Genomic DNA, 24431 nt, shown 5'->3' with positions numbered 1-24431 from the left:
CCGGCGCTCCGGAATCGTCCGCATCGATGTGCCGCGGGCGCGAACCGGTCACTCCAGCGCCGCAACCTCGGCGGCCACGTTGGCTCGGGCCCGGTGCTCCCACCATCTCGACCCGGCGCCGGTGGCGTACAGCGGACCCGAGAGCAGCGCGGTGAGGATCGCGGAGCGACCCGCGCGGAACTCCCGGTCCGGGACGTCGGCGTACTCGCCGCGGATCGCGGCGGCGTAGTCGGCGTACCGCGCGGGTGCGGCGCCCAGCACGGCGAGGTCGGCGTCGCACAGCACGGCCCCGACGGCGTCGCTCGCCTCGACCTGGTGCGTCGCCGTGAGCAGCACGAGTCGGGCGACCTCGTCGGCGTCGGGGTCGCCGAGCGCGGTGAGCGTGCGTCGGGCCAGCGCCGCGGAGGCGGCCTCGTCGCTGTCGGGCGCTCCGTCGGGCGCGGCGCCACCGGGCACGCCACCGCTGGACGCACCGCCGTCGGATGCGCCGTCTCGTCGCGCCGCGGCGCCGCGGGAGAGCCCGGAGCGGTGCACGGCGTCGTGGAACCAGGCGGCGAGGGACGCGCGGCGGTGGGCTGCGCCGTCGAGCCCTTCGGCGGCGGCGAGCGCGTCGACGGCGTCGAGCGTCTCGGTCAGGTGCTGGGTGTCGTGGTACAGGCGGCCGCGCTCGCCCCACCGGGCGAGCAGGTCGGCGCCGACGCGTGCCCATGCGTCGTGCTCGGGGGCGCCGGGGGTGACGTCGCGGCCGGACGGCGAGCTCGCCGTCGGGGGAGTCACCGCAGCCGTCCCCGTCTCGCGCGGGCGGCGCGTGTCGGCGGCGGGCGCGAGGGCCGTCCAGCGCGCCTCGAGCGCGGCGCGGTCCCGCGCGCGGTCACGCGGGGTGCGCCGCAGGCCGGACGCGCGCAGCGCGCGCACGAGCTCGTGCGCGGTGACGGCCTGCGCCCCGAGGGCGATCAGGTCGGTGTACCGCTCGGCCGGGACGTCGTAGTGGTCGCGCTCGAAGCCGCGGGCAGGAAGACCGGCGCGTACCGCGAAGGTGTGCAGCTCGGCGAGCGAGGTGTCGGAGACGAGGTGCGACCAGAGCGTGCCGTGCGCCGGCCAGAGCGGTGGGTCCAGGAGCAGCGTCACGCAGGCGAGGCTAGCCCCGCGGGGTGCGCGCGAGCGCGGCGGCGACCTCGGCCGCGAGCCGTTCCGGGCGCGGCGCGGGCAGCGCGTCGACCGGCCACCAGCGCAGGTCGTCGGACTCGTCGCTGATCGTGGCGACCGGCGGGGTGCCGTCCGCGGTCGGCCGCGTGCGCACCACGAAGCCGACGTTGAGGTGGCGGGTGGGCACGCCGAGCGAGCACGTGAACGGGTGCGCGTCCAGGCGCACGGGCTCCGACTCGATGACGACGTCGACGAGCCCCGTCTCCTCGCGCACCTCGCGCAGCGCGCCGTCGGCGAGGGTGGCGTCCTCGGGCTCGCAGTGCCCGCCGGGCGGCAGCCACATGCCGGCGCGTGGGTGCAGCACGAGCAGGGTGTCCCTCGCGGTCGCGTCCAGCACGACTGCCCCGACCGTCACGTGGCCCGGCGCATGGGCGCGCCAGAGCGCGTCGGAGGTGGTCGCGAGCAGCGCGAGGTAGGCCTCGCGGAGCGTCGCCTGCTCCTGCGTCGGCGCGGGCCAGCCCGCGAGCAGCGCGAGCGCCGAGCCGGCCAGCGGGTGCGCCTCGGTCACGGGCGCACGGCCTCGGCCGACCGGGCGTCGGGCGTCTGCTCGACCTCGTCCGTCGGCGCGGCGCCGCGGTGCTCGCCGTCGCGCTCGGTCCGCGCCAGCACCTCGGGGCGCACGACGGCGAGCCGACCGCTCGCGGCGCCGTCGCCGTCGCGCGCGGTCACCACCCAGCGCTCGGCCGGTATGGGGTAGACGCGCTCGGTGTGCGCCTGCCCGTCCACGAACGCCTCGAGGATCGAGTGGTCGACGGCGACCAGCACGTCGGCGCCCACGCCCGTCCACACCTCGCGCTCGCCGTCGGGGCCGGCCAGCGCGACGCGCACCGTGTGGCGCGGGGGCTCGGACCCTGCCTGCCGGGGTGCGCCCGCGGCCGGGCGTGTGCCGGACGTATCGACCGCGCCTCCCGGGGCGGGTGACGCGGCGTCTGCGCAGCCGGCGCCCGCGACCGACGCCTCGGCGACGGCGAGCCAGACGCGATCGCCGGTCTCGCCGTCGTGCGGGTGAAGGTCTCCGTGCGCGGCGAGGACCTCCGGGGCGAGCGCGGTCACGACCCGGTCGCCGGCGACGTCGAGCGTGCGGGGATAGGTGAGCGTGCCGGTCCAGTTCCGCTCGGACAGGTTCGGCGGCGGGGCGACTCCGTCCGCCTCCCACGCCCACCCCCACAGCAGCACGCGGGAGGTCGCGGAGCCGGACCGCTTCTGCTCCACGTCCGCCAGGTCGAGCACGGCCTGGGGCGCGTAGAAGGCGGGCCCGTCGTCGATCGGACCGCCGGCGCGCGGCACGAACCGCACGCCGGCGCCGACACCGTCGTCCTCGGTCGGCTCGAGCCCGCCGAGCAGCCACGCGACGCGCTGCGGACCGTGGCCCAGGGCGGCAGCGGCTTCCGAGTCCCAGAGCGAGAGCAGCAGGACCCAGTCCTCGCCCACGGGAACGAGCTGCGGGCACTCCCAGATCGCACCCGGCGCGTACTGCGCCGCGACCGGGTCGTCGCCGCGCAGGAGGGTGCCCAGCGGGCGCCAGTGGTCCAGATCGTCCGCGTCGAACAGCAGGAGCAGCGCCACGCCGTCGGCCGTCCCGCCGCCCTGGACGGCGAGCCGCCGGCCGCGCCACGTGAACAGGTACGGGTCGCGGACGTCGCGCACGCCCTTGGGAGAGCGCGGGGTGACGACCTCGTCGGGCTGGTGCCACGCGTCGGCCGCGGTTCGGCGCGCGACGGCCACCCGCGCCTGCGCGGCTCCGCCGACGGGCACGGCGGTGTAGACCAGGGCGGGCTCGCCGTCGACCACGTGCGCGACCCCCGTCCACACGCCGTCCTCGTCGATCGTGCCGGGCCGCGGCACGAGCGCCGGTGGGTGCGTGCGCCACGTGACGAGGTCGGTGGAGGACAGGTGGGCCCACTCGATGTCGCCCCACGCCGTCCCGCCGGGGTTGTGCTGGCACATGACGTGCCAGCGGCCGTCCCAGCGGCCCACGCCGCACGGGTCGTTGACCCACCCCGTCCTCGGTCGGGCGTGCAGCTGAGGGCGGTGCAGATCGGGGGTGGTCACCTGGGCAGGCTAGTAGCCCGGGCGCGGGCGTGCCCGCCGGTCCAGCGTGCTCGCCGGCCACGTGCTGGCCCGCGGGGCTCGCGGCGTCCCGCGGGGCTCGCGGCGCCCGCGCGGCTCGCGGCGCCCCGCTCACCGCGAGCGCGCCCGCGCGTCACCTGGCCACGAGCGCGCCGCGGGGCTCGCGGCGCTTGCGTCACACCGCGAACAGCCGCGTCGTCGCCGCCTCCGTGTCCGAGTAGTGCGCGGCCGCCTGGTCCAGGGCCACGCCGATGGAGTCGAGCGAGGACTCGACCTGGGCCTGGGTGGTGCGCCACTGCGCGGCGAGGGCGCCGAACTGCGTCGCGGCGCCGCCCTGCCACGAGGCCTCGAGGGTGGCCAGGTGCCGCATCATCGCCGCGACCTCCGTGGCGATCGCGAGGCCCGAGGCCCGGGTGGCGGCGGCCGCGCCGGCCACCGCCTCCGCGTCGACCGTGTACTGCGTCATGGTGCTCCTCCGTGTCCTGCCCGCACGGGCGGCGGGCCTGGAAGGAGGCTACGAACGCGGTTGGCTGCGCGGGGCGCGGCCCAGCGTCGTCGTGGACACGTCGGCGAGCGAGCGCTCGTGGGACAACTCGCGCGGGCGTGGCTGCGGTCCCTCGCCGGTGTGCGGCGTGGGGGCGGCCGTCTGCGCGGGGGCGCCCTCGCCGTCGGGCTCGTGCCCCGTGCGCTCGAGCTCGTCGAGCTCGTCGGTGAGGCGGGTGAGCTCGGCCGCGAGGTTCTCGCGCGCCGCCTCCTCCCACTGCTGGCCCATCGGGCTGCAGAACAGGCGTGGCCGAGCGCGCAGCTTCTGCAGGATCGCGATCCGGGCCTCGAGGTAGTCCTCTGCGGGGATGTGGGCGTACTCGGCGCGGATGTTGCGCAGGTACTCCGCGTACTTCTGCGGCTCCGCGGCGAGACCGGCGAGGTCGGCGTCCGACAGCGCCTGGGCGTCGACGTCGCTCGCGGCGGCGGAGTGCCGGTGCACCTGCTCGACCATCGCGGCGATCCGGTCGACGACGTCGGCCGGGACGCCGATCGTGGGCAGCTCGCGCCGCGCGCGCTCGGCGCCGGCGATCGGGTCCTCGCCGCCCTTGTGCGCGTAGCTGGCCCGACGCGCGGAGGTGAACTCGGCGCCGTGGTACCAGCCGGCCAGGCGTACCGCGTCCGGGTCGTGGGTCTCCTCGGCCAGCTGGTCGATGCTGGCGAGGACGTCCACGAGGTGCCGGATCGCGTGGTGCCTGCGGTCGGCGCTCGTCCAGCTCGAGACGAGCCCTGCGGCCACGTCCTCGATCCGTTCGGTCGGTGCGTTCGCGCCGATCGCCTTGGCGCTCCGCACGAATGCGGGCACGAGCCACTGCGGCGCTTCCGTCACGCCCATCGTCATATCCAGTCGTCGGGGTCAGGCACGCTCAGAGAGCCCGGCCATCGTAACCCCGGGGCGCCGGACGGGCGCCTGGGCGGGCGAACGGCGCCTACAGGAACGGCGGTGGGCGGCCCGCGGCGGCGTCGCGCCTCCGGGGCGGCGTCGAGCGGCTGTGGCAGGCTGCCCGGATGACCTCATCGACGAGCGGGAGCGCCGGCGGCGGCACGAGCGGGCCGAGCGGGGGAGTGGACGCGGCACGCGGCGGTCGCTCGGGCGACGCGTGGGAGAAGGCGGCTCGCGCGGGCTACGCCGTCAGCGGTGCGCTCCACCTCGTGCTCGGCTTCCTCATCGTGAGCATCGCCTTCGGCAGCGGCGCCGAGGCCGACCAGAGCTCCGCGCTCGGCACGCTCGGCCACTCACCGCTGGGGGCGGGCGTGCTCTGGCTCGCCGCGGTCGCGTTCCTCGCGCTCGGCGGCTGGCAGGTCGCGGACGCGGTGCACCACGGCGAGCCGGCCGATCGCGCGAAGGCGGCCGGCCGCGGTGCGATGTACCTCGTCCTGGCGTTCGTGTCGGTCTCGCTTGCGCTCGGGTCGGGCGGGTCGAACGGCGACGGCCAGGCGCAGGGGTTCGCGGGCGCGCTCGTGCAGGCGCCGGCCGGACGGCTTCTCGTGGGCGCGATCGGGCTGGGCATCCTGGCCGGCGGCGCCTACCACGTGGTGAAGGGCGCCAGGAAGACGTTCCTCGAGGACCTCCAGGCCACTCCGGGTGGTCAGCTCGGCCGCGGCGTGCGGGCGATGGGGACGGTCGGCTACATCGCGAAGGGCGTGGCGCTCGCCGTCGTGGGCGTGCTGTTCGTCGTCGCGGCCGCGACGGCCGACCCCGAGCAGGCGCAGGGGATCGACGGCGCGATCGACAGCCTGCTCGGACTCCCCGGCGGGCCGGCGATCGTCGTCGCGGTCGGCGTCGGGTTCGCGGCGTACGGCGTCTACTCCTTCGCCCGCGCGCGCTACGCGAGGATGTGACGTGCTCGCCGGACCCCCGCCGACCGCGCCGAGCAGGGCGGAGGTGGGCCACGCCGTCGTGCGCCGTGTGCTGGTGCCGGCCGTGGTGCTCTGGCTCGTGGTGGTCGGGGTCGGGTTCCTCCTCGTGTCGGTGCTCGCGCTGCCCGAGGTCGGCGTCAACGAGGCGCTGGTGCGGGCGCGGACACCCGTCTGGGACACCGTCACCGCCGTGCTGTCCGGGCTGGGCACCACCGAGGCGCTGATCGGCACGTGCGTCGTGGTGGTGGGCCTCGTGTGGTGGCGGACGCGGCGGTGGTGGTTCGCCGTGGTGCCCGCGATCGCGCTCACCGTGCAGACCGCGGTCTTCCTGACGAGCTCGCTCGTGGTCGGTCGCGAGCGCCCGGACGTGCCGCGGCTGGACGAGGCGCCACCGACCTCCGGCTTCCCGAGCGGGCACTCGGGCGCCTCGACGGCGTTCTACGTGGCGTGTCTGCTGTGCGCGACCCGGATCCGCACCCCCTGGTTGCGCGTGCTCGTGCAGGTGGTGTGCGCGCTGGTGCCGCTCGCCGTCGGGGTGGCGCGGATGTACCGCGGGATGCACTTCCCGAGCGACGTGCTCGCCGGGTTCGCGGTGGGCATCACGTGCGCCGTCATCGGGTGGCGCTGGCTGCCGAGCACGGTGCCGAGCCGCGGGCGCTGAGCCCGGGCGCGCGCCGGCGTCGGTGCGTCGGGGCGGGTGCGTCGGGGCGGACGAGTCGCGGGCTGACGGTGGACGATCCCTGGGCACCGCGGGGGCGTGCAGGCGCCGGCCCCGACGAACTGACTGGTCGCCCTGACACATTGACTGGTCCGACCCCGCTGCCGCCGACGCGACCTGGGCAGACGCACGCCGAAGCGACCGCTGAAGGCATCTGGCCAGTCAAAGCGCCAGGGCGACCAGTCACAGCGTCCGGGCCGCGGCGCGTACCCGGACGTGGCGGGCCTGGTGGGGTGAGGCGACGACCCTCGGCGGGCGGCCACGCCCGGGTGAGACACCGAACCGCTTGACGGTGCTAGATCGATTCAATAGCCTCCTGCGTCACCAGTGTTGTACCGATTTAGCGAACGTCGTCGTCCGGGAGCAGAGAGGCTCGTCGCCCATGAGAAGGCCCGTCATCACGTTTGCCGCCACGCTGGCTGCCGCCGGTCTGGCGCTCACCGCCTGCAGCTCCGGAGGCGGTGGCGGGGACGCCACCGACGACGCGGGCGCCGGCGACGGCACCTCGGCCGGTGAGGCCACGCCGGACGCGACCCCGGTGACGATCACGCTCACGTGGTGGGGCAACGAGGACCGTGCCGCCATGTACGAGGAGGCCGTGGACCTCTTCGAGGAGAAGTACCCCTACATCACGGTGCAGACGAGCTGGCAGGCGTTCTCCGACTACTGGACCGCGCGCAACACCGAGGCGGCCGGGAGCGCGCTGCCCGACGTCATGCAGTTCGACTCGACGTTCCTGCGCGAGTACGCCCAGAGCGGCCGCCTGCTCGACCTCACCGAGCTCGTGGCCGACGGCGACATCGACCTCTCCGGCGTGGACCCCGCACTCGTGGACGGCGTGTCCCTCGACGGCGAGACCCTCGGGATCCCGACGGGCACCAACACGCTCGGGATGTTCGTCAACCCGACCGTGCTCGAGCAGGTCGGGCTGGACTTCCCCGCCGACGGCTACACGTGGGAGGAGTACAACGACTACGTCCAGCAGGTCGCGGACGCCGGGGTGAAGACCGCCGACGGGTACCAGATCTACGGTTCGGGCGACTACACCGGGACGTTCTGGTTCTTCCTGCAGTGGCTCGTGCAGCAGGGGGTCGAGCCGTTCACCGACGACGGTCAGATCGGCTTCACGCAGGACGACGTCGTGACCTGGCTCGACAGCGTCAAGGACCTGCGCGACGGCGGGGCGTTCTTCCCGGTGGACCGCAACGTGGCGCTCTCGCCCAAGGGTGGTTTCACGGTCAACGAGGTGGGCTCCGAGGCCTCCTGGGACAACTTCCTCGCGACCTACACCGCCGAGACCGGCACCGACTCCCTCGAGCTGGTGCCGATCTGGTCGGGCGAGGACGGCACCCAGAACTTCTTCCGCGCCTTCATGATGGCGGCCGGTGCGAACACCGAGCACCCCGAGGCGACGGCGCTGCTGCTGAACTTCTTCGCGAGCGAGCCCGAGGTGGGCGCGATCTTCGGGACGTCCAAGGGCATCCCGGCGGACGAGGAGCAGCGCGCCGCGGTCGACGCGCCCGAGGGGTCGGTCGACGCGAAGGTCATCGCCTACGAGGAGGCCGTGCGGGAGACGGGGAGCGTCGCGACCGCGCCGATCCCGGTGCTCGGGTTCGGCACGGTCGAGGAGAAGTGGAAGCAGCTGGGCGAGGAGCTCGACTACGGCACCATCACGGCGCAGGAGTTCGCCGAGCAGTGGTTCGCCGAGGCCGAGCTGGCGGTGGGCTGAGGCCCGCCGCCATGCGGCCGGGGCCCGCGGCACGTAACGATTCAGTCTCGGGCCCTCGTTCCGCTTGACGCATCTGTATCGATTCAATATGGTCCTGTTGTACCGATTCAGCACACACATCGGACGTCCTGAGCAGAGAGGCTCATCGAACATGAGGAAGTCAGTCATCTCCATCGCCGCGGTCTTCGCGGCCGCCGGTCTGGCGCTCACCGCGTGCAGCTCGGGCGGTGGCACCGACGACGCCACCGGCGGAGCCACCTCCGGTGGGGACGGCAGCGCCGCAGGCGAGGCCACCCCCGACACGACCCCGGTCACCATCAACTTCACGTGGTGGGGCAACGACGACCGGGCCGACCGCTACAACCAGGCCATCGCGAAGTTCAACGAGGCCTACCCCTACATCACGGTGCAGACGAGCTGGCAGGCGTTCCCGGACTACTGGACCGCCCGCAACACCGAGGCGGCCGGCAATGCGCTGCCCGACGTGATGCAGTTCGACTCCTCCTACCTGCGCGAGTACGCCAGCACGAACCGCCTGCTGGACCTGCAGGAGTTCATCGACAACGGCACGATCGACCTCGGCAACTTCGACGAGAGCCTCGTCGCGGCCGGCAACCTCAACGACGTGCAGGCCGCGATCCCGACCTCCACCAACACCCTCGGCATGTTCGTCAACCCGACGGTGATCGAGCAGGTCGGAGTGGACTTCCCCGCGGACGGCTACACGTACGACGAGTACAACGAGTTCGTCCAGGCCGTCTCCGACGCGAACGTCACCAACGCCGAGGGCTACAAGCTCTACGGCTCCGGCGACTACACGTCGACGTTCTGGTTCTTCCTCCAGTGGGTCATCCAGCAGGGCGAGGCGCCGTTCACCGATGACGGTCAGCTGAACTTCACCGAGGACGACGTCGTCGAGTGGCTCAGCCTCACGGCCGACCTCCGCGAGAACAAGGCCGTCTTCCCGGTCGACCGCGGCGTGGCGCTCTCCCCGCTCGGCGGCTTCACGGTCAACGAGGTCGCGGCCGAGGCCACCTGGGACAACTTCATGGCGTCCTACACGGCCGACTCCGGCACCGACAACCTCGAGATCGTCCCGATCTGGTCCGGCGACAACGGCACCCAGAACTTCTTCCGCCCCTCGATGCTGCTCGCCGCCGGCGCCAACACCGAGCACGCGGAGGCCGCCGCGACGTTCATCAACTTCCTCCTGACCGACCCGTCGGTCGGCGAGATCTTCGGCACGAGCAAGGGCGTCCCCGCGGACTCCGAGCAGCGCGCTGCGATCGTCGCCGAGGAGGGCTCGACCGACGCCAAGGTCCTCGCCTACGAGGAGCTCATCGGCGAGACCGAGACCTCGACCGCACCGATCCCCGTCAAGGGCTTCGGCACCATCGAGGAGAAGTGGCGCAACCTCGGCGAGGAGCTGAACTACGGCAACATCACGCCGGAGCAGTTCGCGGACGAGTGGTTCGCCGAGGCCTCCATGGCGGTCGGCTGACCGTCCTCGCCGGGTAGGGTCCGCGCCCACGGCGCGTGCCCACCCGGCGCCGGAGGGCGCAGTCCCTCCGACCATCGTCCGACGGCGGCGTCCGCGTTGCGTGGGCGCCGCCGTCGGTGTCTTGTCTCTGATGTGCTTGGTGGAATTGGACCGAGGGAGGTCCGTGGTGGCTGCTGAAGCAGTGGTGATGGATCCTGTGCGGCGAAGTGCGATCAAGCGGCGTGATCGTGCGACTGCGCGGGTGGGTCTGGCGTTCTTGTCGCCGTGGTTGATCGGGTTCTTCGTCTTGACGGCTGGGCCGATGCTGGCGTCGTTGTACCTGTCGTTCACGGACTACAACTTGTTCGCGGCGCCGAACTTCACGGGGCTGGAGAACTACCAGCGCCTGTTCACGGACCCGAACTTCATCCAGGCGTCGAAGATCACGTTGTACTACGTGCTGGTCGGGACCCCGATCAAGCTGATCAGCGCGTTGGCGGTGGCGATGCTGCTGAACAACTCCCACCGTGGTCAGGGGTTCTACCGCTCGGCGTACTACATGCCCAGCCTGATCGGTGGGTCGGTCTCGATCGCCATCGTGTGGAAGGCGATGTTCATCGACAACGGCATCGTGGCCCGGGTCGTGGAGGCCCTGGGTGGGCCCACCGCGGCCGAGGGTGGCTGGGTGGGTGACCCGAACAAGACGATGCCGATGCTGATCCTGCTCACGGTGTGGCAGTTCGGTGCCCCGATGGTGATCGTCCTGGCCGGGCTCAAGCAGGTCCCGGTGGAGCTGTACGAGGCGGCCGAGGTCGACGGCGCGGGGCCGGTGCGCAAGTTCCTGCGCATCACGATCCCGATGCTGTCCCCGGTGCTGTTCTTCAACCTGCTGCTGGAGACGATCCACGCGTTCCAGATCTTCAACTCCGCGTTCATCATCTCCAACGGCACCGGTGGTCCGGCCCGCTCGACCCTGTTCTACACGTTGTACCTGTACTTCCGGGGCTTCCGTGACTTCCAGATGGGTTACGCCTCCGCGATGGCGTGGGTGCTGGTGGTCGTGGTGGGTCTGGTGACCCTGGTGATGTTCCGGACCTCGAACGCGTGGGTGCACTACTCCGGAGGTAACAAGTGAGCGCGACGTCGATGCCCCCGAAGGCCGTGGGCAAGACCGGTCCCGCCGGCGTCCTGCCCGGCGGCAGCGGTGCTGGGGTGAGCAGCGAGCGGTCTGCTCAGCTGCGCAAGCAGGCCAAGCGCCGCAACCTGGCCTCCTCCCTGGGGTTCCACCTGTTCAGCCTCATCGTGCTGATCGTGATCCTCTACCCCGCGGTGTGGATGCTGATGTCCACGTTCAAGCCGACGAACGAGATCGTCGGGGACGTGTCCCTGATCCCGCACGGGGCGTCCCTGGACAACTACCTCACCGCCCTGAACGGGATCGGCGGGGTCTCGTTCTGGGTGTTCGTGCGCAACTCCCTCATCCTGGCCGTCGCCTCGGTGGTCGGGGTGGTGATCTCCTGCTCCCTGGCCGCCTACGCCTTCGCGAGGGTGAACTTCCCGGGGCGGAACGCGTTCTTCGCGTGCATGATCGCCACGATGCTGCTGCCGTTCCACGTCGTGATCATCCCGCAGTACATCGTGTTCAACTCCCTGGGCATGGTGAACACCTACTGGCCGCTGCTGCTGGGCAAGTTCCTCGCCGCGGACGCGTTCTTCGTGTTCCTCATGATCCAGTTCATGCGCGGCCTGCCGAGCGAGCTGGACGAGGCCGCCCGCATCGACGGCGCAGGGCACCCGAGGATCTTCGCCTCGATCATCCTGCCCCTGATGAAGCCCGCCCTGGTCACGTCCTCGATCTTCGCGTTCATCTGGTCCTGGAACGACTTCTTCGGGCCCCTGCTCTACCTCAAGAGCCCGGACAAGTACACGATGCCCATCGCCCTGCGCGCCTACGTCGACCAGACCTCCACCAGCGACTACGGCGCCCAGATGGCCATGGCCGTCCTCGCCCTCCTGCCCGTCATGCTCTTCTTCTTCGCCTTCCAACGCCAGCTCGTCGGCGGCGTCGCCACCCAGGGCCTCAAGGGATGACGCGCACCCGCCCCCGGCGGCCCCGATGACCTCCACCGGCAGGCCCGGCCCGGGCGGCGGCGCACGCCGCCGCCAGGGCCGGCCGGTCGAGGACATGCGGCGCTTCGGCGGTGGGGGCGTCGCCACCTTCGGCGAGATGATCGTGGTGGGCCTCGTGGTCACCGCGCTCTCGCTGCCGGTGATCACGGCGGTGCCGGCTCTCGCGGCCGGCGTCCACCACCTCGAGCAGCACCTCACCGACCGGGCCGATGCCATGCGCGACCTGCTGCGCTCGGCCTGGCAGGCGATCCGCACCGGGTGGTGGGTCGGGCTGCTCACCGCGGTCGTCGCGTTCCTGCTCGCGCTCAACCTCTCCGCCGCGCTCCAGCGTCTCGTGCCCGGCGGGGTGGTGCTGGCCGGCGCGACGGCGATCATCGCCGTCGCCCTCGGCGTGTGGGTCTGCCGCGCGGCCGCGCTCTGGCGACCCGGCGCACGCTGGGGCGACCTGCTGACGCGCGGGCGGGAGCTCGCCGTCGCCGATCCCGTGGGCTCGGCGTACGTGATCGTCGCGTTCGGCGTCAGTGCCGTGGTGGTGTGGATGCTCCCTCCACTCGTGGTGCTGACGCCGGGGATGATCGCCATCGCGCTGGTCGCCGGGCAGCTGCGGCTGGCCCGACGCGGCGAGCCGACCGGCTGACCCGCCGAGCCGCCGCCTGTCCGACCGCCGCCTGTCCGACCGCCGCCTGTCCGACCGACGCCCGACCGACCGCCGGACCGACCGACGGACCTCCCGACCGACGCCCGACCGACCGACCCCCTGAGCCGCACCGTTGCGGCCCCAGAAGGAGAACGAACCATGGACCACGGTGGCTTCACCCTGCCCGGCGAGGCCGGACACGAGGCGCTCACGCTGCGTCTCGCCGAGCGCTGGGGGGCCGACGTCATTCGCGACTCGGACGGCACGCAGCTCTCGCCCGAGATCCTGCACGCCGGCCACGGCATCTACTCCACGATCTGCCTCATCCGCGAGGACCGCGCGTGGGCCGCGGAGCACTCGCGGCTGCTGCAGCAGAACGTGCTGATGTCGTTCCCGCGCGTCGCCGAGGGCGAGGAGCTGGTCATCGAGCTGCTCGAGGGGTTCTCCACCGACCAGTTCGTCGTGAACGACTGGGACGGCACCGAGTTCTGGCAGGTCTTCGACCGCACCACGGGCACCGAGGTGCTGCGTGAGCAGTGGTCGATCGGCGGCGAGGCCGCCGTCGAGACCAGCGCCGACACCGCCGACAGCGCCGATGCCGCCGACGCCGCCGATGCCGCCACCGCGCCCGGCACGGTCCGCCTCACCGGCGCCGTCCCCGGCCACTCCTACACGGTCAACTTCCTCGCCATGCGGCTGTGGGAGGAGATCTCGATGTACAACCACGTGACCAACGACTGGGGTGACCGCCCGCGCCTCATGGCCGTCGAGCCGCGGCACCCCGAGGTGGCCGAGCACCTCCTGGCGTGGCTGGAGGAGTGGTGCGTGACGCACCCGGACACCACGGTCGTCCGGTTCACCTCGCTCTTCTACAACTTCGCGTGGTTCTGGGGCTCGGATCCCGATTTGCCCCACGTCTACGCCGACTGGGGCTCCTACGACTTCACCGTGAACCCGATCGCGCTGCGCGAGTTCAACGCCGGGCGCGAGGTGCCGATCACGGCCGAGGACTTCGTCAACGCGGGCCGGTACACCTCGACCCACAACCCACCGTCGGCGATCTACCTCGAGTGGATGGCGTTCGTCGGCGCGTTCGTGCGCGACCTCGGGCGCCGCTGCGTCGACGTGGTGCACCGGCACGGCAAGAAGGCCTACGTCTTCTACGACGACTCCTGGATCGGCCTCGAGCCGTGGTCGCCGCAGTTCGGCGAGATGGGGTTCGACGGGCTCATCAAGGCCGTCTTCTCCGGGTACGAGGCGCGCCTGAACGCCGGCGTCGACGTCCCGGTGCACGAGCTGCGCCTGCACCCCTACCTCTTCCCCGTGAACCTCGAGGGCGCGCCGACCTTCGCGCCCGGCGGCGACCCGACGGCGGATGCGCAGTCCTACTGGACGGTCCTGCGCCGCGCGCTCCTGCGCGAGCGGATCGACCGGATCGGGCTCGGCGGCTACCTCTCGCTCGTCGAGCCGTTCGAGGACTTCCAGGCCTACATCGCGGGCGTCGCGGACGAGCACCGGCTGATCCGCTCGCTGCACGAGGCCGGCGCCCCCGAGGTCGCACCCGTGCGCGTCGCTGTGCTGACGGCGTGGGGCGCGCTGCGGTCGTGGACCTGCTCCGGTCACCTGCACGAGAGCCCGGACCTCTCCCTCCTGCACGTCATCGAGTCCCTCGCCGGGCTGCCGTTCGACGTGCGCTGGCTGTCCCTCGCCGAGGTCGCCACCGACGGCGTGCCCGACGACGTCGACGTCCTCGTCAACGCCGGCCCCGCGGGGACGGCGTGGTCCGGTGGTCCCGCGTGGGCCGACCCCGCGCTCACGACGGCGGTCACCGCCTTCGTCGCGAGCGGCGGCGGCCTGATCGGGGTTCAGGAGCCCGCCGCCTTGGACCGGGCCGAGGCGCCCGGTCGCCTCCACCGCCTGCAGCTCGCCCCCGTGCTGGGGGTCGACCAGGACGCGGGGGACCGGCGGGTCCTGTCGCGTCGGCGGTTCGAGGTGCACCAGCACCATCCCGTGCTCGACGGCGTCCCGCACGCCCTCGAGCACGTCGCCGCCGTGCGTGGCACGCACCTCGTGCGCGCGGGAGTGGACGTGCTCGCCGTCGACGGCGCCGGCCTCCCGGTGGCCACGGCGACGGCCTTCGGCGACGGCCGCGCGGTCTTCCTCGCCGACCACCGGCACGGGCCCGCGTCGGCGCGCCTGCTGGAGAACGCGCTGTGGTGGGCGGCCGGCCGCGAGCGGTCGGGTTGGACGTCCTCGGCGCCCGAGGTCGACGTCGCGCACTTCCCGACCGCCGGCCAGGTGCTCGTGGCGAGCTCGGCGTCGAGCGTCGTGACGACCGTGCTGCGCGCACCGTCGGGCGCCGAGCGCACGCTCGTACTCGCGCCGGGGGAGCTGCTCGCGCTTCCGGTGACGTAGCCCGGGCCCGAAGGCGGCACCCGCCCGCGCGGAAGTACCTCAGGCGGCGGGGAGCTCGACGCGGAAGGTCGCTCCGCCGTCGGGCGTATCGTCGCACACGACCGTGCCGCCCATGGCGACGACGGACGAGCGCACGATCGACAGGCCGAGGCCGGACCCGCCCGCGTCGCGCGAGCGGCCGGCGTCCAGGCGTGCGAAGCGCTCGAAGATCCGCTCGCGGTCGGCGGCGGGCACGCCGGGGCCGTGGTCGCGCACCTCCAGGCGCACGAGGCCGCCGGGGAGCAGGCCTGCGACGAGCTCGACCGGCGTGCCGGCGGGGGAGTAGGCGGCGGCGTTCCCGACGAGGTTCGTGAGGACCTGCTGGAAGGCGGCGCGGTCCACGGCGACGGCGGCGCCGGGCTCGAGGTGGACCTGGACGGTGCGGGTCGGGTCGAGCGCACGCAGGTCCGCGGCCGCCGACTCCAGCACCGGCGCGAGCGGAACGGGCTCGATCCGCAGCGGCGCGCCCTGGTCGAGCCGCGCGAGGGTGAGGAGCTCGACCACGAGCGAGCTCATCCGCGTCGCGGAGTCCTCGATCCGGCCCATCACGCCGGGCAGCTCGGCGTCCGGGATGCCGCCCATCCGGTAGAGCTCGGTGTACCCGGCGACCGTGGCCAGGGGCGTGCGCAGCTCGTGGCTCGCGTCGCCCACGAATCGCTGCATCCGCTCCTCGCTCGCGCGCTGGGCGTCGAACGCCTCCTCGAGGTCGCCGAGCATCGTGTTGATCGACGCCGCGAGCGACCCGACCTCGGTGCTGGGCGGCGGCGGGTCGGTGACGCGCTGGGACATGTCACCGGCGGCGATCGCCGCCGCGGTCGTCTCCATCCGGCGCAGCGGCTGCAGGCTGCGGCGCACGACGGCGTAGGTCGCCACCCCGGCGACCAGCAGCACCCCGCCGCTCACCGCCATGAGCGCGCCGACCATCCGGCGCATCGTCGCGTCCACCGAGGTGAGCGGCAGGGCGACCGCAGCCGTCCCGATGATCCGCCCGTCGGCCGACGTGAGGGGGGCGACGACGGCGCGCCAGCGGGTGTCGCCGGCCGCCGAGCCCGTGGTGAAGGGCTGGCTCCCGCGCCGCTCGACGTCGGTGATCGCGAGCGAGCCGACGGCGGGCCGGCCCGCCGTCGCGACGTCCTCGACCACCACCGACCCGTCGATGGTCGCGATGAGGACCGCGTACTCCGAGGGCACGAGCGGGTTGGTGGGATCGTCGTGGTCGGACAGCGAGCCCTGCCAGGACTGCTCCACGAGCGACTGCGCGGCGCCGGTGAGCTGGCCGTCGATCTCGGCGAGGAGGGACTGGCGCAGCAGCGTGAGCGCGAGGGAGCCGACCGTGACGAGGGCCAGCAGGAGCAGCGCCGTGAACATCACGACGAGGCGGACGCGCAGCGGCTGGCGGCGCCAGAGGGCGACCGGGCCTGCGGCTGGGCCGTCTGCGGGGCCGGCTGTGCCGGCGGCGGGGCCGGCTGTGCCTTGTCGGCCGGCTGGGTCGGCTGGGGCAGCTCGGCCGGCGGCGGGGTGGCGTTCGTCCGTCACGACTGCTTCAGCACGTACCCGAGCCCACGCCTGGTGTGGATGAGCGGGACGGGTGGCTCGCCGTCGGGCGCCTGCGGCGCGTCGATCTTGCGGCGCAGGTAGGAGATGTAGGACTCCACGATGGTGGGCTCACCGCGCCAGTCGTAGTCCCACACGTGGTCGAGGATCTGCTGGCGGGAGAGGACGCGGCCGGCGTTCGTCGTGAGGTAGCGCAGGAGCTCGAACTCGGTGGGTGACAGGTCGATGAGCCGACCGGCTCGGCGCACCTCGCGTGCGTCGGAGTCGATCTCGAGGTCGGCGTAGCGCAGGACGGCGTCGTCCTCCTCGCTGCCGCTGCGCCGCAGCACCGCGCGGATCCGCGCGACGAGCTCCTCGAGGCTGAAGGGCTTGGTGACGTAGTCGTCGCCGCCGACGGTGAGGCCCTGCACGGTGGAGGCCACGTCGTCGCGCGCGGTGAGGAAGAGGACCGGGACGGTGACGCCGCGGCCGCGCAGGCGGCGGGTGACCTCGAAGCCGTCCATGTCGCCGAGCATGACGTCCAGGACGACGAGGTCGACCCCGCCGTCGGCGATGACGCCGATCGCCTCCGCGCCGGACGCCGCGGTCACGACGTCGAACCCGGCGAAGCGCAGGGAGGCCTGGAGGAGGTCGCGCAGGTGGGGCTCGTCGTCGACGACGGCGAGCCGCGCCTCGGGCGTACGGGCGGCAGCGGTCACGGGGTCATCCTGCCCCGCCTGGCTGAGTGTTTCCTGGACGTGGCCTCGACGCGCCCCCCTTCGCGAGAGGATCTCTGTCCTTTCGCGAGAGGATCTCTGTCCTTTCGCGAGGTGATCTTCGTCCTTTCGCGAGAGGAAGTCTGTCGCGCCTGCACCCGGGCGATGCTCGCCGTCGTGAGCGGGGACTGCCAAGGGTGAGTCGGACGACGAGGTTCCTCTCGCGAAAGGACGAACTTCCTCTCGCGAAAGGACGAACTTCCTCTCGCGAAAGGACGAACTTCCTCTCGCGAAAGGACGAACTTTCTCTCGCGAAAGGACGAAAATCCTCTCGCCAACGGGCGGGCCGGGAGGCGGAGCCCGTCAGAGGTAGCGCAGCGGGTCGAACGCCGAGATCGGGATGATGCGCACCCGCGGCAGCGGGGCGTTGAAGGCGCCGAGGTCGTCCTCGAGGTCGTGGATCGTGAGCCCGCGCTCGGTCAGCTCGGTGAACTGGGCGTTCGCGAACTCCCGGAAGGCCAGCAGGCCGACGCGGTGCTCGCCGTCGAGCAGGGTCTCGACCTGCGGGAGGAAGTCGCCGTCGTGGCTGGCTAGCAGCACGTCGCCGCCGCGGCCCGCGATCGCCTCCAGCGTGCGCTGGATACCGATGTCGACGACCTTCTCGGTCGCGCTGCCCGACAGCGGGATCGGGTGGTAGCCCAGCGCCAGCAACGCCTGCACGAACCCCATCGGCATCTGGCCGGAGGAGGCGTTGAGGAAGAACAGCGCGGTGACCGGCTGGTTCCACAGGTGCTGCGCGAAGGTGTTGACGCGCTCCCAGCGCGGGCGCTCCTCGGGGGCGGGGCGGCGCCCCAGCACGCTCATGCCGAGCGTCGCGTCGATGTTCTCGCCGTCGACGAGCAGGTATGTGCGGTTCGGGGACGCGGGCTCCATGCCGCCCACCCTAGGGCTCAGCCCGCGAGGGTGCTGCCGTGCGGGCTCAGCAGCGCCGAGGGGCGGGACATCGACGATGTCCCGCCCCTCGGCGTCCGTGTGCTGATCCGGACTCAGCCCTGGGTGATCTGGTCCTGCGTACCGGACGGCGGCAGCACGCCGCGCTGCAGCGCCTCGAGCCGCAGCTCGATCTCCGTCTTGTCCCCGGCCGACTCGAGCTCGGCGAACTGGGACTCCAGGCTCGACGCCGCGATCTCGGCGTGCCCCGCGGCCTGCGCCTCCTGCTGGCGGACCGAGTCCTCCCAGCGGGACAGCTCCGACGTGGGGTCGAGCACGTTGATGGACCCGACGGCGTCGTGCACCTTCTGCTGCGCCTGAGCGGCCTTCGCCCGCGCCACGAGCTCGTCGCGCTTGGACTGCAGCTGGCTCAGCTTGTCCTTCATGCCCGCAAGGCCGACCCTGAGCTTCTCGGCGGTCTCGGCCTGCGAGGCGACGATCGGCTCGGAGGAGGCGACCTCCTTCTCGTAGTCGAGCTGCTTGCCGAGCGCGATCCGCGCGAGCTGGGTGAACCGGTCAGCCTCGGCCTGGTTGCCCTCGGCGGCCTTGCGCTGCGCCGTCGCGGCGGCCGCGGCCGCCTTCGCGCCCCACTCCTGGACCGCAGCCTTGTCCTCCGCGAGGTCCTGCTGGGCGAGGCGGGTGTTGCCGATCGTCTGGGCGATTGCGTTCTCCGCCTCGACGATGTTGTTCTTGTAGTCGCGGATGAGCTGGTCGAGCATCTTCTCCGGGTCCTCCGCGCGGTCCAGGAGCGAGTTGATGTTGGCCTTCGCGAGCTGGCTGATGCGCCCGAGGATCGTCTGCTTCTCTGCCACTGCCGTTCCTTCCTCTTCTGCCGTGCTGGGGATCGTGCTGGATCGTGCCGGACTGGTGGTGCTGGATCGTGGGTGAGGCGAAGGCGTGCCGGTGGGCGGCGCCTAGAACCGTCCGCCCCGGGTGCGGCCGCGAGAGCCGCCCCCGCTCGGGCGTCGACCCCCGCCGGAGGAGCGGCTGGACGAGGACCGACCGCCGGACGATCGGCCGCTCGACCCGCCCCCACCCCACGAGGATCCGCCCCCGCCCCACGAGGAGCCCCCGCCCCACGAGGAGCCGCCGCCCCACGACGAGCGCCGGTTGCCGCCGCCCATGAGGATGCCGCCGAGGATGAGCGAGCCGATGTCGACACCCCCGCCACCGGACCCCGTGCCGCCGTAGCCGCCCGCGCCGCCGTACCCGCCGCCGCCCTGCTGCTGCTCCCACGCGGCGACGTCGCGCTGGGCGAGCTGGGTCGCCTGAGCCTGCTGCTGCTCGGCCGCCTGCAGCGCCGCGAGCGCCGACGTCGGATCGCTCGCCTCGAGCGCGCGCGCCTGTCCGAGCAGCCGGATCGCCTCGGCCAGCGCGGTGCGGGCATCGGGTCCGACGGCGCCGCGTCGGGAGTCGATGTAGTCGTTGGTCGCGCGGATGGCGCTCTCGAGCCGGCTCGCGCGCTCGGTCACCTGGACGCGCGCCCGCTCGGCCACCTCGGCCGCCTCGCGGTAGGGCGCGAGCGCGGCGTCGAGCGCCGACTCCGCGTTCGCCAGCCGTGCCAGCGCCGCGAGCGGGTCACCACCCGGCTGGGTCGCCGTCGACGCTCCGCCCACGGCCTCGTTGGCGGCGCTGACCAGGGCGCCGACGGCCGCGTCCTGCGGCGCGAGCCGCCGCGCGTCGGACACGTCGGAGGTGATCGAGGCCGTCGCGGCCTGGAGTCGGCCGACGGCGTCGGCGAGCGTCTCGCGGGCCCGGTCCACGGCGTCGAGCAGGCCGGCGGCCTGGCCCAGGGCGTTCTCGGCAACCCGGGCCTGGGCCACCCCTGCGCCCGCATCGCCCGCGGCGACGTGCTGCTGACCGGTGGTGGCCGCCGCGCGGGCGGCGTCGACGAGCTGCGCCGCGTGGTCCGGGTTCGCTCTCACGGACGCCAGGGCCGTCGGTGGGTACTGCACCCCGAGCGCCGCGAGGGTGGCGCGGGTCGGCTCGAGCCGGGCTGCCGTCTCGTCCGCGCGGGTGAGGATGGCCGCCAGGCGCCCCGGCACGTCGGCCTGCTCCTTGCGCAGCGCCTCGAACGCGGCCGACTGCTCCTCGAGCGCGCCCGAGACGGACTCGCACGCCTGGAGCACCTGGATGGCGAGCGCACGACGGCGGCCCTCGTCCTGCGTCCGGTCGAGCTCCTGGCGCGCGGCGAACGCCGACCCGACCGTGGACTTGGCCTCCGCGAGCACGCTTGCGAAGGTCCCGGTCGCGTCGCTGCCGAACTGCGCCTCGGCGAACCCGAGGTCCTGCTCGAACGAGCGCAGCTCGTCGTCGATCGCCACGAGGGCGGTGCCGGATCGCGCCACGAGCTCCTCGGTCGGCAGCGACGCGGCGTCCGAGGCGCCGCCGGCGCCCGTCCCGCTCGCGCCGCCGTCGCGCCCCTTGCGCCGCCGGCGCAGCACCGCCCAGGTGCCTACGCCGGCGACGGCGACCGCGCCGACCCCGACGGCGACCGCGGCCCCCGAGCCGCCACCGCCCCCGGTGGACCCGAGCGCCTGGGCCGTGTCGACCACGACCTGCGACCAGGTCCCGTCACCGTCGGCGGCGGCCGTCGCGGCGGCGGTCGCGGCGTCGTAGGCGTCGTCGTACACCCCCTGCGGGACCGCGTCCGTCGCCGACAGCGCCAGCGAACGGTCGTCGACGGCGACGGCGAGCACCAGGTCGTCCTCGCCGAGGTTCGACATGGTGGCGGTCGCGTCCGCCCAGTCCGCGGCGCTCACGCCGTCGAAGGAGTCGACGAAGACCGCCCACAGCCGGTACGTGCCCTGGCTCTCGAGCTCCGTCAGCGCGGCGTCGGCGTCGGCGAACCCGGTCCCGAGGACCCCGTCGGTGGTGCTGTCGGTGAGCCGCTGCGGCAGGAAGAACGGCGCATCGGCGTACGCCGCCGCCGGCACGAGCAGGAGGAGAGCGGCCGCCGCGAGTGCGGCGAGGGCGCGCACGCCTCGGGCGGCCACACCCCCGCCGGGTCGGGCGCGAACGGTCGACGGCGAGCCAGCGGGCATGACCCGATCCTCGCCGTCGCGCTGGCGGTGCGCAACGTGCGCAGCCGGTGCGGTGCCTGTTCGACGCCGGTTCGACGCCTGTTCGCGGGCGGTTCGCAGGGTCGATCCCAGCACCCGGACCCCGGGAACAACCTTGTCGATGAGAACGCTGTACCGCCCGAGTCACACTCGTGACGAGACCCGATCCGGCGGAGGGCCCATGTCCGAGACGACTCAGTGTCGTGAGGCGAGCGACCTCGATCCACCCACAGCCCACCAGCGGGTGACCCGCGCGCCCGACCCGAGCGACGCCGTCGTGCCGGACGCCCCTGCGGCCGCCGCGCCCGCCACGCTCACCCCGGCGAACCGCCGTCTGCTCGCGCTGCTGCTGTGCTCGGCGTTCGTCGTCATTCTCAACGAGACGACGATGTCGGTCGCACTGCCGCCGATCATGGACGACTTCGGGATCTCGGCCGCCGCGGGACAGTGGCTCACCACGGCGTTCCTCCTCACGATGGCCGTCGTCATTCCCACCACCGGGTGGCTGCTCGGTCGGCTCGGCACGCGCGTGTCGTTCGTCGTGGCGATGGGCGCGTTCTCCGTCGGCACCGCGCTCGCCGCGTTCGCGCCCACGTTCGAGATCCTGCTCACCGCGCGGGTGGTGCAGGCGTCCGGCACGGCGGTGATGATGCCGCTGCTCATGACCACCGTGATGGCGGTGGTGCCCGCGCGCGCGCGTGGGCGCGTCATGGGGAACGTGGCGCTCGTGATCGCTGCTGCGCCCGCGCTCGGGCCGACCGCGTCCGGCCTCGTGCTGCGCTCGCTCTCCTGGCACTGGATCTTCGGCCTCGTGCTGCCGATCGCGCTCGTCGCGCTCGCGTGCGGCGCGCGCTGGGTCAGGGCGGAGACCGAGGCGGAGACCGGACCGCTCGACGTGCTCTCCGTGCCGCTCGCCGTCGTCGCGTTCGGTGGGCTCGTCGTCGGGCTGTCCCTGCTCGGCGAGGCGTCCGACGGGGGATCGAGCACGACGCCGTGGGTCGCCGTCGTGCTCGGCGTCGCCGCCCTCACGGTGTTCGTCTGGCGGCAGCTGCGGCTCGCGCCCGCCGGCCGCGCGCTCCTGGACGTGCGCGTGCTCGGCATCCGGGACTTTACGGTCGCGCTGGGCATCATGTGCCTCGCCATGTTCGCGATGTTCGGCGTGATGATGCTGCTGCCGCTCCTCACGCAGCGCGTGCTCGGCCTCGAGCCGCTCGGGGCGGGACTCGTGATGCTCCCGGGCGCGCTCGCGATGGGACTGCTGGGGCCCGTGGTCGGGCGGATGTACGACGCCGTGGGCGCGCGTCCGCTCGCCCTGCCCGGCCTCGTGCTCGCCGCGGGCGCCCTCGCGCTGCTGGCCGCGGGACCGCGTGCGGTCGGCGTGGTGCTGGCCGGGCACGTGCTCATGAGCCTCGGCATGGCCCTGGTGTTCACGCCCATGTTCACGGTGGCGCTGTCGGCGGTGGCCGGACCGCTCGTGGCCCACGGGTCCGCGACGATCGGCACGCTGCAGCAGCTGGCGGGGGCGGCCGGCACGGCGGCGCTCGTCGCCGTGATGACCACGGGGCAGGCGTCGCGCCTCGCGGCCGGGGCGAGCGAGAGCGACGCACTGGCCGGGGGCATCCAGTCTGCGTTGTGGGTGGGTGTCGGCGCGCTCGTGGTCGCGGCGTTGCTCGCAGTTTCCCTGCGCCGCCCGGCCGACGTCCCGGGTGGCGGGGCGGGCAACGGGGCGGGCGACGCCGCAGGTGACGGAGCAGGCGAGCGGGCGCACGCCGTCGGGCACTGACGCACACCGCGGTCGGGTGGCGGTGGCTGCGCGGGCCGGTCGCGGTGGCCGCGCGGAGCGTCACACGGGCGCGGGGTCGTGACGGTGGCCGCGCGGGTGTGACGGCGGGCGCGGCTGGGGGGCGGTGGCCGCGCTGAGCGTCACACGGGCGCGGGGTCGTGACGGTGGCGTCGTCGGGTGTGACGGCGGGCGCGGCTGGGGGGCGGTGGCCGCGCGGAGCGTCACACGGGGTGGTCATTCTGGTACGACTCAGGCGGCGAGCCGCCCGGCCCTCTGCAGCTCCACGCGAACGGTTCGCACAAGTTCGCCGGTCCCGAGGTCTTCCCAGCCCAGGTGGTACACCACGTGCCCCAGGCGGCGTAGGGCGTTGTCCTTCGCGGAGTCGCGGCGCGCCGTGCCGTTCTGGCGATGATGCGCCCCATCCATCTCGATGATCAGCAGTCGACCTCCTCCGAGATCCCACGTCATGTCGAACCGTCCGATGAATGTGCCGCGCTCGTCTAGCACCACGCGCTGCAAGTCGTTTGGGGCCAGACCCGCGTCGAGGCACTCGAGTCGGGCTCGGCTCTCCAGCGGCGAGTCCGCGCGTCGATCCGCCAGCTGGTTCCACTGGCGGACATGACGCACACCCGGTCGACTGTGCATCAGATCGACAAGTCGAACGAACTCGGCGCTGTTGATCACCTGCAGGTTCAGCGCGCTGTCGAACAGACTGACGGCGACCTCACGGTCGACGGCGCCGAGGACGTGGGTCAGCGCGGTGATCGGCTTCGCCACCCAGATGTTCTCCACCAGCATCGCGTCGGAGTCTCGGTCGAAGGAGCCGCGCCACTGGCGCACCCCGGTCCGCTCGCGGTCCTGTCTGCCCGGCGGCAACCAGAACTGCGGTTTGTAGTCGAGAGGTGAGCCCTGGACACCCACGAGGCAGAGCGCAGCGTGGCCTACTGCGACGGACTCGCTCCCAGCCGCGAGCGCGCCCACGAAGGCACGCTGTCGTAGTCGGTTGGGCCAGTCGTCGTGAGCGACCAGGCCAGGAAGTACGAGGAAGACGTCGCGCGTCACGCACAGCCACGCTCCGGCCTGAACGAGCCGCCGGATTCTGTCTTTCGAGACTCCTGCGATCGTGCACTGTTCCCGTGAGAGAAGCCCGAGCTGGCGCCGGGCCGTGCGCAGAAGCGGATGTGGAAGTGGACGAAACGCGCGGAGTGGGACGCGTCCGTCCGGGCGATGGCCGAGTGAGTCGCCGGAGAGGGAGCCGAGCGGGTCAGGGACGTCGAGCGGGATTGAGCGCACGGCTCAGCGAACAGCTCCGGCGGTAGGCAGCGCAGTTCGGCTGTGGATGAGCGCGAGCCCGAGGCCGTGGACGCGGGTTGGGGACAGGCGGGGGTGGTCATCTCCGTCGGTGGTCCACCACAGCGTCCTCGGGTGTGACGGTGGGCGCGGCTGGGGGGCGGTGGCCGCGCGGAGCGTCACACGGGGTGTCGGGTGTGACGGTCGGCGCGGCTGGGGGGCGGTGGCGT

Annotated in this window: 20 protein-coding genes; 9 read left to right on the top strand and 11 right to left on the bottom strand. The window is 73.2% G+C overall.

The genetic code is table 11. The features are described from left to right. Positions 1-48 precede the first annotated feature (48 nt). The 5 genes from FH969_RS10580 to FH969_RS10560 all read right to left on the bottom strand — a co-directional run bounded on the left by FH969_RS10580 (position 49) and on the right by FH969_RS10560 (position 4654). Complete coding sequence (locus FH969_RS10580; RefSeq protein WP_139987209.1) at positions 49-1128, bottom strand: DUF4031 domain-containing protein; 1080 nt, start codon at positions 1126-1128, stop codon at positions 49-51. Positions 1129-1138: 10 nt separating this feature from the next. Then, positions 1139-1714 carry an NUDIX hydrolase gene (locus FH969_RS10575; protein WP_218975303.1) on the bottom strand — a complete coding sequence of 192 codons (576 nt, stop codon included), beginning with the start codon at positions 1712-1714 and terminating at the stop codon, positions 1139-1141. Then, on the bottom strand, positions 1711-3258 hold the full coding sequence (locus FH969_RS10570; RefSeq protein ID WP_139987208.1) for a glycoside hydrolase family 32 protein: 1548 nt from the start codon (positions 3256-3258) through the stop codon (positions 1711-1713). Before FH969_RS10570 ends, FH969_RS10575 begins: the two co-directional genes overlap by 4 nt. A gap of 193 nt (positions 3259-3451) precedes the next feature. After that, complete coding sequence (locus FH969_RS10565) at positions 3452-3742, bottom strand: WXG100 family type VII secretion target (RefSeq protein ID WP_108718150.1); 291 nt, start codon at positions 3740-3742, stop codon at positions 3452-3454. Positions 3743-3790: 48 nt separating this feature from the next. Next, positions 3791-4654 (bottom strand): HD domain-containing protein, encoded by an 864-nt coding sequence (locus FH969_RS10560; RefSeq protein ID WP_234417814.1) that lies wholly within the window; start codon positions 4652-4654, stop codon positions 3791-3793. 173 nt (positions 4655-4827) lie between these two features. On the opposite strand from FH969_RS10560, the gene FH969_RS10555 reads away from it, so the two are divergent. The 8 genes from FH969_RS10555 to gnpA all read left to right on the top strand — a co-directional run bounded on the left by FH969_RS10555 (position 4828) and on the right by gnpA (position 14788). Beyond that, positions 4828-5661, top strand: a complete 834-nt coding sequence (locus FH969_RS10555) for a DUF1206 domain-containing protein (RefSeq protein WP_139987207.1) — start codon at positions 4828-4830, stop codon at positions 5659-5661. Position 5662: 1 nt separating this feature from the next. Then, positions 5663-6340, top strand: coding sequence for a phosphatase PAP2 family protein (locus FH969_RS10550; RefSeq protein WP_139987206.1), 678 nt, complete (start codon positions 5663-5665; stop codon positions 6338-6340). A gap of 439 nt (positions 6341-6779) precedes the next feature. Beyond that, positions 6780-8126 carry an ABC transporter substrate-binding protein gene (locus tag FH969_RS10545; RefSeq protein ID WP_139987205.1) on the top strand — a complete coding sequence of 449 codons (1347 nt, stop codon included), beginning with the start codon at positions 6780-6782 and terminating at the stop codon, positions 8124-8126. Between the two features lie 151 nt (positions 8127-8277). Continuing rightward, positions 8278-9627 carry an ABC transporter substrate-binding protein gene (locus FH969_RS10540; RefSeq protein WP_108718146.1) on the top strand — a complete coding sequence of 450 codons (1350 nt, stop codon included), beginning with the start codon at positions 8278-8280 and terminating at the stop codon, positions 9625-9627. Positions 9628-9814: 187 nt separating this feature from the next. Next, positions 9815-10741 carry a carbohydrate ABC transporter permease gene (locus tag FH969_RS10535; RefSeq protein ID WP_139987211.1) on the top strand — a complete coding sequence of 309 codons (927 nt, stop codon included), beginning with the start codon at positions 9815-9817 and terminating at the stop codon, positions 10739-10741. A gap of 11 nt (positions 10742-10752) precedes the next feature. Then, a complete protein-coding gene (locus FH969_RS10530; protein ID WP_180359764.1) occupies positions 10753-11697 on the top strand; it encodes a carbohydrate ABC transporter permease in 945 nt (314 codons plus the stop codon). A 25-nt stretch (positions 11698-11722) separates the two neighbouring features. Beyond that, entirely contained in the window at positions 11723-12373 is a 651-nt protein-coding gene (locus tag FH969_RS10525; RefSeq protein WP_139987204.1) for a hypothetical protein, read from the top strand. 159 nt (positions 12374-12532) lie between these two features. After that, positions 12533-14788, top strand: a complete 2256-nt coding sequence (gene gnpA, locus FH969_RS10520) for a 1,3-beta-galactosyl-N-acetylhexosamine phosphorylase (RefSeq protein WP_139987203.1) — start codon at positions 12533-12535, stop codon at positions 14786-14788. 39 nt (positions 14789-14827) lie between these two features. Here the strand turns inward: gnpA and FH969_RS10515 are convergent, their stop codons facing one another. The 5 genes from FH969_RS10515 to FH969_RS10495 all read right to left on the bottom strand — a co-directional run bounded on the left by FH969_RS10515 (position 14828) and on the right by FH969_RS10495 (position 21110). Beyond that, complete coding sequence (locus tag FH969_RS10515) at positions 14828-16195, bottom strand: sensor histidine kinase (RefSeq protein ID WP_139987202.1); 1368 nt, start codon at positions 16193-16195, stop codon at positions 14828-14830. 164 nt (positions 16196-16359) lie between these two features. Beyond that, positions 16360-17079: a response regulator transcription factor gene (locus tag FH969_RS10510; RefSeq protein WP_108718140.1), complete on the bottom strand. Its 720-nt coding sequence runs from the start codon at positions 17077-17079 to the stop codon at positions 16360-16362. Between the two features lie 360 nt (positions 17080-17439). Continuing rightward, a complete protein-coding gene (locus FH969_RS10505) occupies positions 17440-18009 on the bottom strand; it encodes an NYN domain-containing protein (RefSeq protein ID WP_108718138.1) in 570 nt (189 codons plus the stop codon). A 113-nt stretch (positions 18010-18122) separates the two neighbouring features. Then, positions 18123-18878, bottom strand: coding sequence for a PspA/IM30 family protein (locus tag FH969_RS10500; protein WP_139987201.1), 756 nt, complete (start codon positions 18876-18878; stop codon positions 18123-18125). 102 nt (positions 18879-18980) lie between these two features. Continuing rightward, positions 18981-21110, bottom strand: a complete 2130-nt coding sequence (locus tag FH969_RS10495) for a TPM domain-containing protein (protein WP_139987200.1) — start codon at positions 21108-21110, stop codon at positions 18981-18983. Positions 21111-21309: 199 nt separating this feature from the next. On the opposite strand from FH969_RS10495, the gene FH969_RS10490 reads away from it, so the two are divergent. Beyond that, positions 21310-22911 carry a DHA2 family efflux MFS transporter permease subunit gene (locus FH969_RS10490; RefSeq protein WP_139987199.1) on the top strand — a complete coding sequence of 534 codons (1602 nt, stop codon included), beginning with the start codon at positions 21310-21312 and terminating at the stop codon, positions 22909-22911. A gap of 249 nt (positions 22912-23160) precedes the next feature. Here the strand turns inward: FH969_RS10490 and FH969_RS10485 are convergent, their stop codons facing one another. Further along, positions 23161-23973 (bottom strand): hypothetical protein, encoded by an 813-nt coding sequence (locus FH969_RS10485; RefSeq protein WP_139987198.1) that lies wholly within the window; start codon positions 23971-23973, stop codon positions 23161-23163. Positions 23974-24431 lie beyond the last annotated feature (458 nt).

Source organism: Miniimonas arenae (genome assembly GCF_006351005.1).
In the GTDB taxonomy this organism is placed as follows: Bacteria; Actinomycetota; Actinomycetes; order Actinomycetales; family Beutenbergiaceae; genus Miniimonas; species Miniimonas arenae.
Note: the sequence above shows the minus strand (reverse complement) of the source record. Positions and strands in the feature narration are given on the sequence as shown.

Coding starts and splice junctions, on each gene's coding strand:
- FH969_RS10555 (WP_139987207.1), top strand. CDS start 4,828: ATGACCTCATCGACGAGCGGGAGCGCCGGCGGCGGCACGAGCGGGCCG.
- gnpA (WP_139987203.1), top strand. CDS start 12,533: ATGGACCACGGTGGCTTCACCCTGCCCGGCGAGGCCGGACACGAGGCG.
- FH969_RS10525 (WP_139987204.1), top strand. CDS start 11,723: ATGACCTCCACCGGCAGGCCCGGCCCGGGCGGCGGCGCACGCCGCCGC.
- FH969_RS10560 (WP_234417814.1), bottom strand. CDS start 4,654: ATGGGCGTGACGGAAGCGCCGCAGTGGCTCGTGCCCGCATTCGTGCGG.
- FH969_RS10490 (WP_139987199.1), top strand. CDS start 21,310: ATGTCCGAGACGACTCAGTGTCGTGAGGCGAGCGACCTCGATCCACCC.
- FH969_RS10540 (WP_108718146.1), top strand. CDS start 8,278: ATGAGGAAGTCAGTCATCTCCATCGCCGCGGTCTTCGCGGCCGCCGGT.
- FH969_RS10530 (WP_180359764.1), top strand. CDS start 10,753: ATGCCCCCGAAGGCCGTGGGCAAGACCGGTCCCGCCGGCGTCCTGCCC.
- FH969_RS10505 (WP_108718138.1), bottom strand. CDS start 18,009: ATGGAGCCCGCGTCCCCGAACCGCACATACCTGCTCGTCGACGGCGAG.
- FH969_RS10545 (WP_139987205.1), top strand. CDS start 6,780: ATGAGAAGGCCCGTCATCACGTTTGCCGCCACGCTGGCTGCCGCCGGT.
- FH969_RS10495 (WP_139987200.1), bottom strand. CDS start 21,110: ATGCCCGCTGGCTCGCCGTCGACCGTTCGCGCCCGACCCGGCGGGGGT.
- FH969_RS10515 (WP_139987202.1), bottom strand. CDS start 16,195: ATGTTCACGGCGCTGCTCCTGCTGGCCCTCGTCACGGTCGGCTCCCTC.
- FH969_RS10565 (WP_108718150.1), bottom strand. CDS start 3,742: ATGACGCAGTACACGGTCGACGCGGAGGCGGTGGCCGGCGCGGCCGCC.
- FH969_RS10535 (WP_139987211.1), top strand. CDS start 9,815: ATGGATCCTGTGCGGCGAAGTGCGATCAAGCGGCGTGATCGTGCGACT.